Raw genomic sequence first — 14,955 nt, 5'->3', positions numbered from 1 at the left:
TGAGCAGTAAACGCGCATACAATACAAACGCCCTTCTATAAACACCTGCATACTGGGCATTCTCATAATTACGGATGGTTTTTACATCTTTACACAAGCCCGCGCCGCTAAAATACAAAAGCTGGTTTATACTGTTGTAATAATAAGCAAAAATAATAACTATGAGGCGCAATGAATAAATTAATTACTGTATTTTTATGTTTGCTGTTTACGGCTCCATTTAATGTATTTGCTTGTGAAAGAACCTTTAGCGTGGCATCGCACGATGCTTTTTGGCCGCCTTATGTAATGGGCATTAACGGTAAGCTGCAAGGCTTGGAGGTTGATGCGCTTAACATTATATTTGCTGACTCCCCTTTTTGTTTTGAAGTTAAGTTACTGCCAAATTCTAAGCGGGCTTTTATTGAGCTTAAATACGGCCGTATTGATTTAGGATGGGCTGCAAGTTATACCGATGAGCGCGCTAAATATGTGCACTTTAGTGATAACTACCGAACTGAGGTTATGCGCTTATACGAAAACAAAAATAATCAGCATAGCGTTAAAAACCTCGAAGACATTTTTAAACAAGGCTTTATTGTTGGCGCTAACTTTGGAAGCTATTACGGCGAGGAGTTTGAGCAATATAAAACTAAATATAAAAAGCAGATTGAATACACCAGTGCAACCAGTAAACGCTTTGAAATGCTTAATAAACAACGTATTGATTTTGCTATTGAAGACGAGTTAGTGGGGGCTTATTTTGGCCAAAAAGGCTCAAATATAAAATTAGTAACCAACATTGAGTATGTAAATAAAGACGATATTTATTTAATGTTTAGCAAAAAAACGGTATCGGTTACTGAGCTTGCAGTAATTAATGAGCATATAAACAAAAACAAAACAGCACTTAATGCGCTGTTTAAATACTAGGAGTGTAATGAAAACTTTATTTTTAACATTTACTACACTGCTATTTACTCACTTTAATGCCCTTGCGTGTTCAAAAACATTGGTAATGGGCACTAACGAAACTAATTGGCCGCCTTATCTTGTAAAACAAGGTGATACATTTTTAGGCACAGAAGTGGATGCTGTTAGGGCTATTTTTAAAGATTCAAAATTTTGTATTAAATGGACTTATTTCCCTAGTTTTTCGCGTGTTCAAGCTGAGCTTAAAAATGGTCGGGTAGATATAACCTACGCGGCAAGTTATACAGAGCAACGCGCTCAATATGCGCATTTTAGCTTGCCTTACCGCGACGAGGTTATGCGGCTTTATAAACATAAAGATTCGCCTGATGTAACAAGCTTAGCTGAGCTTTTTAGTAAAAAGTTTACAGCGGGTATTAACCGAGGGAGCTTTTTTGGTAACGAGCTTGAACAGTTAAAAACTAAGTATCCAACACAGGTGGTGCTCACTGCTCAAGCAAATAATCGATTTAGTATGTTAGATAAAAAACGAATTGACTATGTTATTGAAGACTCTGCTGTTGCACAGTACTTTGTAAAAAAACACCCGTCTATTACGCAGGTAAAGTCTATTACACCGATTAACATTAACAACGTACATTTTATGCTAAGTAAAGAGTCGCTAACTCTTGATGACGTGGCGACTGTTAATCAGTTAATTACCAAAAACGAGGCGGCTATAAAGTCAATTTACCAACCTATGCATTAAAACATAGCTAATAACTTAGCTATTTGGCGCCCCCTCTTTAATATTGCTTGGCATTAGTAATTATTTACATTGTGGCTGTAAGTACATTCAACACTACATACGTTAAAAATAGTGACCTAAAACCGAGAATTGCCGTTATTTTTACTTGGTTATAAATTAGCTGCCTTTTATCTTTCATTCGTTGTGGCTGATCTGTATAATTCGCCAGCTAATTTACCCTATTGTCTGGTTCTTGTTTGTGGCGTTTTGCTGCAGCGTACTCCTGTCAGTACTAATCTAGGATTACCTTTTTTGATCTCCACCGCAAATATTACGATGCAGTTTGGCGCAGAGCCGTTGTTTGAAAACATTTCAGCTAAATTTGGTAACGGTAACCGTTACGGTTTAATTGGCGCTAACGGCTGCGGCAAGTCGACTTTCATGAAAATTTTAAGCGGTGCGCTTGTTCCAAGTGCGGGTAATGTATCTATTACTCCAGGGTTAAAAGTAGGTAACCTAAGCCAAGACCAGTTTGCTTTTGAGCAATACAGCGTTGTAGACGCGGTAATTATGGGCGACGTGGAGCTTTGGAAAGTAAAGCAAGAACGCGAACGTATTTACTCGTTACCAGAAATGAGCGAAGAAGACGGTATGAAAGTTGCCGATCTTGAAAGTGTATTTGCTGAAATGGACGGTTACACGGCAGAAAGCCGCGCTGAAGAAATTTTGCTTGAAGCGGGTATCGATAAAGAATTCCATTACGGTTTAATGGCAAACGTTGCCCCAGGTTGGAAACTACGTGTGCTTTTAGCACAAGCATTATTTGCAAACCCTGACATTTTGCTACTTGATGAGCCTACCAATAACTTGGATATTCATACAATTACGTGGCTTGCTAACGAGCTTAACAAACGTAAATGTACGATGATTATTATTTCGCATGACCGTCACTTTTTAAACTCGGTATGTACACACATGGCCGATATTGATTACGGTGAGCTGCGTATTTACCCTGGTAACTATGAGAAATTTTTAGAAGCTGCGGGCTTACAACGCGAGCAACTTTTAGCTGAAAATGCTAAAAAGAGCGCTGAAATTGACGAGCTACAAGACTTTGTTAACCGTTTTGGTGCTAACGCTTCTAAAGCTAAACAAGCAAGTTCGCGCGCTAAAAAAATGGATAAAATTAAGCTTGATGAAGTTAAATCTTCAAGCCGTATGAGCCCATCGCTTTCGTTTGACGAAGGTAAAAAAATGTATCGTCAGGCGCTTGAAGTTAATAAGCTTGGCCATGGTTTTGATGGCGAAACGTTATTTAGCGGCGGCGACTTTTTACTTGAAGCTGGCGCTAAGCTTGCTGTAATTGGCGAAAATGGTGTGGGTAAAACTACATTTTTACGCTGTTTAGTAGACGAGCTTAAAAGTAACGAAGGCGAAATTAAATGGTCTGAAAATGCGAGCTTTGGTTATTGCCCGCAAGACAGCACTAAAGATTTTGATAACGATTTAACGTTGTTTGATTGGATGTCGCAATGGCGTACAGCTAAGCACAACGATTTAATGGTTCGTGGCATGTTAGGCCGCTTGTTGTTTACAGCAGACGATTCAAACAAAAAAGCGCGTAACTGTTCTGGTGGTGAAAAAAACCGCCTGTTATTTGGTAAGTTAATGATGCAAGACGTTAACGTGCTTGTTATGGACGAACCAACTAACCACATGGATATGGAAGCCATTGAAGCGCTTAATAACGCGTTAAAAGATTTCCAAGGTACGCTTATTTTTGTAAGCCATGACCGTGAGTTTGTTTCATCATTAGCTACACGTATCATTGATATTAAAGATAAAAAAGTAATCGACTTCCAAGGTACGTTTGACGAATACCTAGCAAGTTGTGAAGAGAAAAAAGCGTAAACTCTTTCTGATTGCTTATAAAAACGGTGCTAAATTTAGCGCCGTTTTTTTATGTGTGGAATTTGAGTTTAACTATAAAATTAATTAATAAAGGCTTAAATAAATAATTCACTAAGAGGTTAAGAGGCGCTACGCTTTTAGAGTCAGTGATAAAATACTCGTTTTCTTGCTTGGCTCTTCTCATTTACTCCTCTTTGGCTTCTCCTAGTGCAATAGTTTTTCAAGTAAATAGTTCACTAATGGTGATATAAGACGCAGCGCTTTTAAAGTAAGTGATAAAATAAAAAACACTGTTTTTTGACTTAATTTTTCTTAGTTACTGCAGCATCGCTTTCTCTTATGCAATTAATGACTCTTATCGCAGAGCTAATTATTCACATTATTTTATTGGTAATTACTGCACACATCACTGCTTTAAATCTAGTCATATTATCCTGTAAGTCTTTGTCACTTAATGCTAATGTTGATGGAGTGAATTATTTAAAACTTTAATAGCTAAACCAAGAGGTAACTATGTCTAATTGGGTTGAAGCAACAGTAAAAAATGTCACGTGTTGGAGCGAAACACTCTTTAGCTTAACCGTTAATGCAAACGTAGAGCCGTTTAAAGCTGGTCAATTTACAAAGCTTTCAATAATGGATGGCGACAAACGTATTGCTCGGGCTTATTCATATGTGAATGCCCCTGAAAACCCCGATCTCGAGTTTTATCTTATTAACGTAATTGACGGTTTGCTTTCTCCTCGTTTAGCTACCTTACAACCTGGCGACACCGTATTAATAGAACAACACGCAACCGGCTTTTTTACCCTTGATGAAATACCACAAAGTGATCAGCTTTGGATGTTAGGGACTGGTACTGCCATAGGCCCTTTTTTATCAATTTTACAACAGCCCGATGTATGGAAAAAATACAAAACTATAAATTTAGTGCATGGCGTACGTTTTAATAACGACTTAAGCTATCAGGCACTTATTAACGAGCTATTAAGAGTGTACCCAGCACAACTTAACTATATTCCGGTTGTAAGTAGAGAGGAGCCATTACAAGGCTTAAGTGGGCGAATTACTAACGCAATTGAGAGCAACCGTTTGTTTGAATATGTAAAATTAAACCCTGAGCCTAGTAATGCACAATTTATGATTTGCGGAAATCCACAAATGGTAAAAGACACAACCGCGCTACTTCTCGATAAAAACTTTACGCGTAACCGCCGTAAAAACCCCGGCAATATTACGGTAGAGCAGTACTGGTAGGCTTCAGTGGTGGTATTAACTACCCGATAACGTTAAAATTTGCTATGTTGCACCCTTATACTAATTTTATCAAAAATATGATCATTCTATTGCATTAAATAACTCACTAACTGCGTTAAAGGTTATTCATATAGAACAACTATATGTCACAATTTTCGCGTTGTTATTGCGCTATTTTTTAACGCTATAATAGATCGCCTATTTAATGTAATTGGTATTACACGTATTTAGTGTTCATTTTAGGAAAGTTATGAAACCGTTATCTATTATTTTAGCCTCATTAGTCACTACCGTTGCGCTAATTACTTATGCCGCAGAGCAAAGCGAGCCTGAGCAAAAAGAGCCGCAAGTTGAAGCTCAAACAAGCGTTGAAAAGCCAAAAGTTGAAATTGAGCAATCAGTAACTCAAACCAACACTGACGACAAAGTAAATACGCTTGAATACAAAGCGCCAGAGCTTAAAAAGCCAACAATTGATGCGACTAAACCAGACGATTCAAAAGTATTAGGTAACGAGCAAATTAAACCTGCTGAAAAGCCTAAAAATAAAATAGAAAAAGCAGTGGCTGTAGCCGAAGCTGAAAAAGCAGTAACGCAAGCAAAAGAAGCACTTACAGTTAAGCAGCAAACTAAAGCTAAACAATCGCGCGAATCACTTGCTGTGGTAGAGCAGCTAGTTAAAGCATATAACGCACGTAACATTGAAGAGTTTCTTCGTGTATATGCCGAAGATGTTGAGTTTTATATTTTCCCTAATGAGCTATTATTTAAAGGTAAAGAAAAACTAATAGAACGTTATGGGCTAATGTTTAAAAAGTTAAAGTGTATTCACTCATCACCAATTAAGCGCATAGTGCACGGTGATATAGTGATTGATCACGAACTTTCAGAAACTTGTTCAACTGACGAAAACGTAGTTGATAAACGCTCAGAACTTATTTCGAGTTATCAAATTAAAGATGGGAAAATAGTACGCGTACTGTTTTTTAGATAAAGGCTTTAAATGCAAATAAATGACGACAAAAAAATTCGCTTAATGTATCGCATTGAGCCAGGTTGCCTTGGACCTAAGGGTGCTGAGCATATTGAAGATTTTTGTCGTTTTGCAAACAAGCATATTAAATCCCCCTTTTATGGCCAATTTGTATTTTTACCACGTTACGATAAAACCATAGACGAGCGACAATACAGCGTTAACAGCCGTAATTTATCACTTGCTCAGGCTCGGGCTTACTTAAAGCACTTTGATATTAATATTGAAGAATTTGAAGAACAACTCGACGAGCTCCTCACAAAAGCGATTGATTTATACTTTAAGCGATAGCGTTTAATTGCTGTTGCTTAGGTATTGCCTCCCCTCAAACGTACATTTTTATTTATTTTAATTATTATTAAATAATATAAGTAATTTCTTTCACAAAGATAAGGTAATCAGTAATAACTGAGAAAAACCAGATCAGGCAATATGTATCACTACTCTAAAAGCGCAGCGCCTCTTAACCTCTTTGTGAATAATTAGCTCTTTAAAAGCTTTTATTTGCACAATGAGAAGTAAAAGAGGGGGAAATGAGAAAAGCCAAAACCAGTATTTTTATGTTTTATCACTACTCTAAAAGCGCAGCGCCTCTTAACCTCTTTGTGAATTAATTAACTAAATATTTTAAAAGCATTAAAAACAAAAAAACGGTGTTAATTTTAACACCGCTTAATGCGTAATATATTTAGCTTTAGTAAGCTTGGGTTACAACATAGGTTTTATAACATCAAACACAGCTTCTATGTGGTCGTCTCTGTCGTTTAGTGCCGCTATGTAACGGTATTTTTCGCCGCCTGCGTTTTCGAATATTTCACGGTTTTCACCTTCTAGCTCTTCAAGTGTTTCTAGGCAGTCGGCGCTAAAAGCAGGACTTATAATAGCTACATCGGTAATACCTTCATCAGGTAAGGCTGCAAGAGTTACGTCGGTATAAGGCTTTAACCACTCTGCTTTACCAAATCGACTTTGAAAAGTACTAATTACTTTGTCTTTATCAAGGCCTAGTTTTTCGACAACTAAACGCGTGGTTTGTAAACATAGGCAATGGTACGGATCGCCGCGATCTAAAAACAATTTAGGCATACCGTGATACGAAAAAACAATTTTTTGTGGCATACCATTCGCTTCTAAATCCTCACTAATACTATTAGCAAGTGACTCAATATAACGGGTGTTTTTATGATAGCCATTAATAAAATGAAGCTCTGGCACCCAGCGCCATTTACGCAGTACGCTCGATACAGCATCAAACGTAGAACCCGTAGTTGGGCTAGAATATTGCGGATACATTGGTAAAATAATTATACGCGTTAAGCCTTTATCACGAAGCTCTTCAAGGCCTGCCTCTATTGAAGGGTTGCCATAACGCATTGCCATTACTACTTCAGTATTGGTATAACCTTGCTCTTTTAATAAAGTATTTAACTTTACACTTTGCTGGCGAGTAATGTGGGTAAGTGGTGAGCCGTTTTCGGTCCATATACTCTCGTATAATTTAGCCGAACGTTTTGGGCGTACGCGTAAAATAATGCCATGTAAAATTATCATCCATACCAAGCGTGGTATTTCTACAATGCGTGGATCTGATAAAAATTCGCGTAAATATGTACGAAGCGCAGCCGCTGTTGGTGCATCAGGGCTGCCTAAGTTAGTTAGCAGTATTCCCGTTTTTTGGTTAAAACGCCCATCATGGGGGTTGTCAGTAACCGCAGAAAATCGCGACACAGAGTGCTCCTTCAAGCAAATTCAATAATCTATTTTATGCACATTGTAACGAAAAAAACTGCGGTTTAGATCAATCATTTAGCAGTTTTCACCATTATTCTAAACGGGGTTGGTTTTTTCGATTCTAGCTGTTGGAGTTTTTCTATCGATTTACTGCCAAATACATGACCTTTGGGCAGCAACATTATGCCCGTATGGCTGTGTAGAGCATGGCCCAGTACCATTTGCTCTTTGAGTTCATGGGCGTTACAAATTAGCACTGATCCTGCTGAACTTTTTTGTTCATGTAGTTTTGCATGGCTTGCTTCAAGTGCACGTACAATTTTAGGATGGTAAAACGATCCACTATAAAGTTTTACACTTTCGAGTGCGTCATCGTGGCGCTGCTTTTCATCACTTGCATTGCTCTGCTCAAACGCGTCCCAATAGTCGCGCGCTAAACCTAGCACCATAGCGCCTATTGGTATGTCGTTTCCGGCAAGGCCTTTGGGCATTCCGTTTCCGTTAAAGCGCTCAAACTGATAATAAATAGCATCCGACAAGTCATGTAAATGTATTGCTGGCATTAACATTAATTGTGCAGTACTTGGGTGAGTATAAAAGGTTTTGCGTTGTTGCTCGTTTAAGCGGTTAACTGGTTTTTTATAAAGATCAGGATCCATAGCAAGCAAGCCTATTTGCGCCAAGTAACCAGCCATAGGGGCAAGATCAATGCTTTTTTGCGACAAGTTTAAGTAAAGTGCTATTTGTGTGCAGGTATTAGCAATATTTTGTGCTTTGTTGCCATCTAGGTAAGGGTTTGCGTTAACAAAATTATATAGCAGCTCTACGGTCGATTTATGCTCTTGTTTTTCGCGCTCGTTGGCGTCTTCAAGCTTTTTTAAAACCTGTTTTATTTGTAAGGTGCGTTTTTCTACTCGTTGTTCAAGCGAATTATTAAGCTCTAGCAACTCTTGGTTTTGCGCTTTAACTTGTGCCTCTAATTTTTGATTTTGTTTTTTTAGTGCAAATTTTTCTAGGCTATCTCTAATGCTACGAAGTAATAAATCGTTTTGCCAAGGCTTTTGAATATAACCATTTATTTGGCCCTGATTAACAGCCGCTAAGGTGGTTTGTATGTCGGCGTAACCGGTTAATAAAATGCGTTGGGTGTCGGGTGCCAGCGCACGCGCTTTTTCTAAAAACTCGGCACCGTTCATTACCGGCATACGCATATCGCTAATAATTAAACCAAATTCATGATTTTTAAAAAGTGTTAATGCGTTTTGCGGGTTATCGCAAACAATAACCGACAGGCCATTTACTTCAAGTAGCCGTGTTAACGTGCGTAGTACTATTTCATCATCATCAATGCAAAGTACATCAACCTGATTTATTGGTGTGCTTGGTGTTACTTGAGTCATTGAGTCGCCTTTAAATTACTTCTGGTTAAATAATAGCTTAAAAAAATACTCTATGGTGTGTTTGTCCCTACCTTTTATATTAAGTGGTATTTACATAATGGAGTTATTAGCAATAAGTAGATAATTACTTATGCATAATATTAGGCCTTGGCTGCACTAAAGTTGCAAATTTGCATACAGACGACTAAACGTTAAGTATAAAGTTATGTATATGGATGAAGGGAATGGATGGATCAGATGGTAATTTTGAACGTGCTTTTTTAAACGAACAAAAGCTGCGCTTAGCTGCAGAGCAATTACTCAAAGATAAAAGTAGCGTTTTAGTTGCCATAAATAATGAACTACAAAAAAAAGTAGCCGACTTAGAACACCAACAAATGCTGTTTGTGCAAACAGAAAAAATGGCAACCTTAGGTACACTGAGCGCAGGCGTTGCCCACGAAATAAATACCCCACTTGCCTATGCAATGAGTAACGTAGAGAGCCTACAAAACGCAAGCCCTTTACTTGTAGCGCTGCTAAAACTTAACGAACAATATTTAAATAACGAAATTAAAGAGAGCCGTTTTAAACACGAAATCGACATACTCAATTTACAGTATCCGTACGCGTGGATTTATAACAATTTGCAGGGACAAATTAACGACAGCGTTGAAGGACTTAAACGTATAAAACAAATAGTGCATGACTTATTAAACTTTGCCCACCCCACCTCTTCTCAAGATAAACAATTAGCCGATGTAACAACGGGTGCTAATAATGCTTTAAGGTTATTGAGTAGCAAACTTAAATTATGCGAAATAAAAACGCGGTTTGAACCCCTACCACTCATTTGGTGCAATTTATCGTCAATTAATCAGATTTTTGTAAATCTTTTAATGAATGCTTGGCAAGCTTGCGAGTTAGATTTAGAAAAAGGCTGCATTATTGAAGTCAATATTTTTGAACTCAACACAAATATTTGTATTGAAATAAAAGATAACGGTTGTGGCATGAATGAAGACACAATAGCGCATATGTTTGACCCTTTTTACACAACAAAAGAAGTCGGAAAAGGCACCGGTATGGGTATGACACTTGTATACGCTATGGTGAGCGATCACGGTGGAAAAGTAGAAGTTAACAGTACATTAGGCACAGGTACGACCATTCGCTGCCTATTACCTTTAAAAGTGTAAAATAACGAACAAAACCACATTGTAAATAAAGTGTTAAGCACTCTATTTTTTGATGTTTAATCCTTTCTTAGCGCGTATTTTAACCAATTTGATGTGGTTTTTTCTTATCTTGAAGTTTATTTGCATACTTAGACCAAATATTTAGTTTTTTTCATTTCTTTTTGTTTGCATATGTTGCTAGGATGTTTGCAACAGGTTGTGAGCATCATAACCACACACATATTATTAAGAATACAAAAAACAGGGTCGTCACTATGTCAACATACCGTTTAAACACACTTGCTGTAGCCGTTGCTTTCGCGTTTAGCGCACCAAGCATTGTTAACGCTGAAGAAGCACCAGTGCAAGCTGCTAAAAACATAGAGCAAATATCTGTATTAGGATCGCGTGTATCTAACCGTACCTCTACAGAGTCTTCTTCTCCTATTGATTTAATTGACGCGGATGATTTAACTAAAGGTGGTTTTACCGAATTAGGCCAAAGCCTTCAAGCGACAGCGCCTTCATTTAACTTTTCGCGTACACAAGTTTCAGACGGTTCTGATTTATTTAGACCTGCAACACTTCGTGGCTTACAACCAGATCAAACCCTTGTATTAGTAAATGGTAAACGTCGTCATAACCAATCAATTTTTGGCCTTAACGGTACAGTAGGCGCAGGCGCTGCGGGTACTGATATGAATGCCATTCCGCTAACAGCACTTAAAGGCGTTGAAGTATTACGCGACGGCGCTGCAGCGCAGTATGGCTCTGATGCTATTGCAGGTGTTATTAACTTATCTCTTAATAACTCAACCGGTATTACAACGGGTTTTGTACAATACGGCGGCACAAGTGAAGGTGACGGCGACACTATTTCAGCAGGTTTAAACCGTGGTTTTGAATTAGGTAACGAAGGCGGCTTTATTAACCTATCGCTTGAGTACCGTGATGCCGACGGCACTAACCGTGCAGAGCGCGATACGGGGGGTTCGCTTAATGTTGAACCAGGTACGCTAAGTGAAGATGTACGCTGGGGCCAAGGTAACTCAGAAAGTGAATTTACGTCGTTATTTTACAACATGGCATTACCAATGGGCGACGGCGAGCTTTACTCGTTTGGTGGCTACTCTGAGCGCACGGCGCTGGGTAATGGTTTTTACCGTAATTTTAACGAAGCCTCTAAAAACGTAACCCAAGTATATAGTGATGGTTTTTTACCGCGCATATATAACGAAGCACAAGATATTTCAGTAGCGCTTGGTTTTAAAGGCGATATAAACACAGATTGGACTTACGATGTATCGGCTGTTTATGGTGAAAACCAATACGATTTTACATCACGCAATACATTAAATGCTTCTTACGCGGCTGAGTATTTATTTAATAACCCAGATGCAAGCAATGCCGACATTGCAGCAAACTCAGGGCCTACTGGCGGTTACTCAGGTGGTTTTAGATTCGATCAAACAACGGTTAACCTTGATGTAAACGGTATTGTAGATATTGGCCGTAGTGAGCCTTTATATGTAACAGTAGGCGCCGAATACCGTAAAGAAAACTACGAAATAGTGCCTGGCGATGAAGCATCATACGCGTGTGGGTTAGCAAATATGGATACTTCGTACCCATCAGTAAACGATCCGGATCAATTTGCACAGTGTGGTTTTCAAGCTTATAACGGCCTTCGCCCTGAAGCGGCTAACGATAGCGACCGTAACAGCTACGCAGTTTATGTAGACGTAGAAACTATGATCACCGACGCATGGAACGTAAGTGGTGCGCTACGCTATGAAGATTTCTCAGATGCTGGGGATGATTTAATTGGTAAATTAGCAACACGTTATGAATTTTCAGATGACTTTGCAGTACGTGGTGCACTGTCTACTGGTTTTAGAGCGCCATCACTTCAACAAAGTGGTTATACAGCCTTTACAACTAACTTAGGCTCAGACGGTACATTAACGCAGTCGTTCACGGCAAACACCGGGACCGCTTTCCCAAGTGCGTTAGGCGTAGATAGCTTAGAGCTTGAAACATCAACAAACTACAGTGCTGGTTTTGTTTACGATGTAACAAGCGAGCTTTCGTTAACGGTTGATTTTTACCGTGTAGAAATTGAAGACCGTATTACACTTGGCAGCTTACTTTCGGTTGACGATGTATCGTTTAGCTCAGAAGCGGTTGCAGCGCTACAAGCAACGGGAGCAGTGCAAGCTAACTACTTCTCAAACTCGGTTGATTCTACTACACAAGGTGTTGATATTATTGCATCGTACCGCACTGAAGTTGAAGGCGGTAATTTAGGAGTAACCTTTGCAGGTAACCTAAACGATACTAAAATTGACAGCGTAAATGCAGAAGACGGTATTCCTGAAGCGGTTGCTTTTGATGATTTACAACGTAGCTTTTTTACCGACGGACAACCGAGCGAACGTGCAACGCTTACGTTTGACTACGAACGCGATGCCTACACATCAACCATTCGCTTTAACTACTTTGGTGAAACAGACGTAAAATACTTTGGTAACGACCATATTTCATTACCAGGTGAGCTTTCGCCTACGGGGTCATTTAAACCAACAAGTACGGTTGAGTCTGCTGTGTTAGTTGATTTAAATGTTAGTTACCAAATTAATGACATGTTTGCGCTTTCGGTAGGTGCCGATAACGTGTTTGACGAAACACCAGATGAATTAGGTGATGACGAAGTACTTAATTTTATCACCAACGGCGCATTTAAATACCCAGTACGCGCATTGCCATACGGCTTTGACGGCAGAACGTACTACGCAAAAGTAAGCTTTAGTTTTTAATTTATCAAGCAAACTAAAGTAATATTAAGCGCAGTTATTAACTGCGCTTTTTTTATGCTTTTTTATTATTAAAAAACTACCAAATGGATGTTAAAAATACTTGCGCGGTTGAAAATTAAGCCTACAATCGCCATCTCTTAAATAGGCCAATATAAAAGCCTCTTTATTATTTAACTTAAAATAACCATTAGTTGATAGGAAATATATGACTAAAAAATCTAAAGCAAAAACCGCAAATACCAGCGCGGTAGACACAGGGCGAGGCGTTATAAACCACAATGCACTAGCGGCAATGGTCACCTCTAAATTATTTAAACCACAAGTGGTTAAAGCTAAAAAAGGCAAAGGCTCGTTTAAACGTAGCAACAAACATTCAGGACAAGAGTCCTATTTAATCGCGGCTTAATTAGCACCGATCAAATAGGGCTTTTGAATATAATAAGCGAGGTTTTATACCTCGCTTTTACTTTTAGTTCTTTATTATTTTAACTTCCAAGCTACCCTCTAAAAGCGCAGCGCCTCTAAACCTCTTTGTGAATAACAGCCCTTAAAATATGAATGCACAAAGAGAAGAAAAAGAGGAGTAAATGAGCAGACAAAGTCCATTTTTTTAAGTTATATGATATTTCACCACCGAGGCGCTGTGCGCTACACAAAGAAAACACGAGTAATGGTTAGTCACTACTCCTTGTTTTCTCCTTCACTTCTCGGTGGTGATTTAATTACTTGTTTACTAATGCATCCGACTAAATGTAAAAGCGGTGCTTTTAAACGCCAGCAAGCTGCGCGTCCACAGGTGTTTAACTCAAGTTAAAGTATGGTCTGTAGAAGAAACGTGCTCACGTTAGAAGTGTAGTTTTTAACCTTTAAAACTATTATTTTTAACTGTTTGTGATGGGTTTTCACCAAATAGTTGCGTGTAATCTTTAGCAAATTGTCCCGCATGCCAAAATCCCCAATTGGCTGCTATTACTGAAATGGGCTTATCTTGGTTTGGTTTTTTTAGTTCCCGCCTTACGTTATTTAAGCGTGTTAAACGTAAAAACCGCAAAGGGTTAATTCCTAAAATACTCTCAAAGCTATACTGAAGTGTGCGCCTACTTACAAAGGAAAGCTCGCACAGCTCGGTTATGGTTATTGGGTTTTGTGGATTTGTGGCCACGTAATCTTTTACTTTATCTACTACGGCTTTGCGGTGTTTATAACTTGGCGCAATATTTTGCTGCGTATTGTCTGCTTGTAATAAGTGTAGTGCCAACATGTTTAGCATATCTTGTTGTGATTCGGTTCTAAGTCCAAAGCCCTTGCCTACAACCATGCTATTAATTATTTGTCTTGCCGTTTGCAAAGATGAGTTGCTCACCGATAAACGAGCTGATTGTGCAGATGCCATGTTTTTCAATGTTACGCCTTGGAGCTGCGCCATATATTCAATTGAGTTCCAATCGATTACCAAACCATAAATATTAAATTGCTCAGGGGTTATCAGCTCAAAGTCGTTATCACTTGTACGGCACATAAATTGATTACTTGCCACACTTAAACCATTAATTTTACTTTGCTGTGACTGACAAGGAATGCCGAGCCAAACCGAATTAGGGGCTATGTTACATTGCTGACGAAGCGCTCGCTCAGTGTATTCTTTAAACACATGAATATTGGCGTAATCCGTTTCTTCAATACAACCATAAAAGCTGCCGTCGCTCATTTGATCGTATTTTTGCTGCCATTGAGTAAGGCTATGCGCTTGCTCGTCTATATCGTGTGTTTGCACCTTGCTCTTTAGTGGTGCGCTGAAGCTACTTTGCTGCGCCATATCGGGGATGCTCTTTTTCGTTACACTTTCATTATGCTTAAGTTAACACCGCTTTGCGTGTGTAACCAATTGAATTGGATTAATAAATAATCTTTTGCCGAAATTCGATAGTTACTTGGTACAAAATAAGCTGTCTTGTAACTATTCAATATTGATTTATAGCTAAAGATGCAGCAAAACCTATACCAAGGTTGA

12 protein-coding genes are annotated in these 14,955 nt (G+C 38.7%); 9 read left to right on the top strand and 3 right to left on the bottom strand.

Going from position 1 to position 14,955, the window contains the following annotated elements; translation table 11 throughout:
• Positions 1 to 171 precede the first annotated feature (171 nt).
• The 6 genes from H5159_RS16550 (at position 172) to H5159_RS16525 (ending at position 6,131) form a co-directional block, all read left to right on the top strand.
• Positions 172 to 912 carry an ABC transporter substrate-binding protein gene (locus H5159_RS16550; RefSeq protein ID WP_182736608.1) on the top strand — a complete coding sequence of 247 codons (741 nt, stop codon included), beginning with the start codon at positions 172 to 174 and terminating at the stop codon, positions 910 to 912.
• A gap of 7 nt (positions 913 to 919) precedes the next feature.
• The gene (locus H5159_RS16545; protein ID WP_182780675.1) at positions 920 to 1,660 is read left to right on the top strand and encodes an ABC transporter substrate-binding protein; all 741 of its coding nucleotides are present in this window, start codon (positions 920 to 922) and stop codon (positions 1,658 to 1,660) included.
• A 291-nt stretch (positions 1,661 to 1,951) separates the two neighbouring features.
• Positions 1,952 to 3,550, top strand: a complete 1,599-nt coding sequence (locus tag H5159_RS16540; protein ID WP_076914907.1) for an ABC-F family ATPase — start codon at positions 1,952 to 1,954, stop codon at positions 3,548 to 3,550.
• A 513-nt stretch (positions 3,551 to 4,063) separates the two neighbouring features.
• Positions 4,064 to 4,807: a ferredoxin--NADP reductase gene (locus tag H5159_RS16535; RefSeq protein WP_182720977.1), complete on the top strand. Its 744-nt coding sequence runs from the start codon at positions 4,064 to 4,066 to the stop codon at positions 4,805 to 4,807.
• A 250-nt stretch (positions 4,808 to 5,057) separates the two neighbouring features.
• A complete protein-coding gene (locus H5159_RS16530; RefSeq protein ID WP_182711936.1) occupies positions 5,058 to 5,801 on the top strand; it encodes a nuclear transport factor 2 family protein in 744 nt (247 codons plus the stop codon).
• A gap of 9 nt (positions 5,802 to 5,810) precedes the next feature.
• A complete protein-coding gene (locus H5159_RS16525; protein WP_002962108.1) occupies positions 5,811 to 6,131 on the top strand; it encodes a hypothetical protein in 321 nt (106 codons plus the stop codon).
• Positions 6,132 to 6,548: 417 nt separating this feature from the next.
• Here the strand turns inward: H5159_RS16525 and hemH are convergent, their stop codons facing one another.
• Together hemH and H5159_RS16515 are read right to left on the bottom strand one after the other, a co-directional pair.
• A complete protein-coding gene (gene hemH / locus H5159_RS16520) occupies positions 6,549 to 7,568 on the bottom strand; it encodes a ferrochelatase (protein WP_182780674.1) in 1,020 nt (339 codons plus the stop codon).
• Positions 7,569 to 7,642: 74 nt separating this feature from the next.
• On the bottom strand, positions 7,643 to 8,971 hold the full coding sequence (locus H5159_RS16515; protein ID WP_154904182.1) for an HD domain-containing phosphohydrolase: 1,329 nt from the start codon (positions 8,969 to 8,971) through the stop codon (positions 7,643 to 7,645).
• A gap of 224 nt (positions 8,972 to 9,195) precedes the next feature.
• Here H5159_RS16515 and H5159_RS16510 point away from each other — a divergent pair, with 224 nt between their 5' ends.
• The 3 genes from H5159_RS16510 to arfA all read left to right on the top strand — a co-directional run bounded on the left by H5159_RS16510 (position 9,196) and on the right by arfA (position 13,350).
• Positions 9,196 to 10,149, top strand: a complete 954-nt coding sequence (locus H5159_RS16510) for a sensor histidine kinase (RefSeq protein ID WP_182768631.1) — start codon at positions 9,196 to 9,198, stop codon at positions 10,147 to 10,149.
• Positions 10,150 to 10,403: 254 nt separating this feature from the next.
• Positions 10,404 to 12,944: a TonB-dependent siderophore receptor gene (locus tag H5159_RS16505; protein WP_182780673.1), complete on the top strand. Its 2,541-nt coding sequence runs from the start codon at positions 10,404 to 10,406 to the stop codon at positions 12,942 to 12,944.
• 205 nt (positions 12,945 to 13,149) lie between these two features.
• Positions 13,150 to 13,350 (top strand): ribosome alternative rescue factor ArfA, encoded by a 201-nt coding sequence (gene arfA, locus H5159_RS16500; protein WP_007583517.1) that lies wholly within the window; start codon positions 13,150 to 13,152, stop codon positions 13,348 to 13,350.
• Positions 13,351 to 13,803: 453 nt separating this feature from the next.
• Here the strand turns inward: arfA and H5159_RS16495 are convergent, their stop codons facing one another.
• Positions 13,804 to 14,760 (bottom strand): helix-turn-helix domain-containing protein, encoded by a 957-nt coding sequence (locus H5159_RS16495; protein ID WP_182780672.1) that lies wholly within the window; start codon positions 14,758 to 14,760, stop codon positions 13,804 to 13,806.
• Positions 14,761 to 14,955: the final 195 nt, after the last annotated feature.

Origin of the sequence: Pseudoalteromonas sp. SG43-1 (genome assembly GCF_014164415.1) — a bacterium.
In the GTDB taxonomy this organism is placed as follows: domain Bacteria; phylum Pseudomonadota; class Gammaproteobacteria; order Enterobacterales; family Alteromonadaceae; genus Pseudoalteromonas; species Pseudoalteromonas distincta.
Note: the sequence above shows the minus strand (reverse complement) of the source record. Positions and strands in the feature narration are given on the sequence as shown.

What these genes read in the sequence shown, in the direction of transcription:
- H5159_RS16550 (WP_182736608.1), top strand. Translation starts at nt 172, where the DNA reads ATGAATAAATTAATTACTGTATTTTTATGTTTGCTGTTTACGGCTCCA.
- H5159_RS16505 (WP_182780673.1), top strand. Translation starts at nt 10,404, where the DNA reads ATGTCAACATACCGTTTAAACACACTTGCTGTAGCCGTTGCTTTCGCG.
- arfA (WP_007583517.1), top strand. Translation starts at nt 13,150, where the DNA reads ATGACTAAAAAATCTAAAGCAAAAACCGCAAATACCAGCGCGGTAGAC.
- H5159_RS16495 (WP_182780672.1), bottom strand. Translation starts at nt 14,760, where the DNA reads ATGGCGCAGCAAAGTAGCTTCAGCGCACCACTAAAGAGCAAGGTGCAA.
- H5159_RS16545 (WP_182780675.1), top strand. Translation starts at nt 920, where the DNA reads ATGAAAACTTTATTTTTAACATTTACTACACTGCTATTTACTCACTTT.
- H5159_RS16510 (WP_182768631.1), top strand. Translation starts at nt 9,196, where the DNA reads ATGGATGGATCAGATGGTAATTTTGAACGTGCTTTTTTAAACGAACAA.
- H5159_RS16525 (WP_002962108.1), top strand. Translation starts at nt 5,811, where the DNA reads ATGCAAATAAATGACGACAAAAAAATTCGCTTAATGTATCGCATTGAG.
- H5159_RS16535 (WP_182720977.1), top strand. Translation starts at nt 4,064, where the DNA reads ATGTCTAATTGGGTTGAAGCAACAGTAAAAAATGTCACGTGTTGGAGC.
- H5159_RS16530 (WP_182711936.1), top strand. Translation starts at nt 5,058, where the DNA reads ATGAAACCGTTATCTATTATTTTAGCCTCATTAGTCACTACCGTTGCG.
- H5159_RS16515 (WP_154904182.1), bottom strand. Translation starts at nt 8,971, where the DNA reads ATGACTCAAGTAACACCAAGCACACCAATAAATCAGGTTGATGTACTT.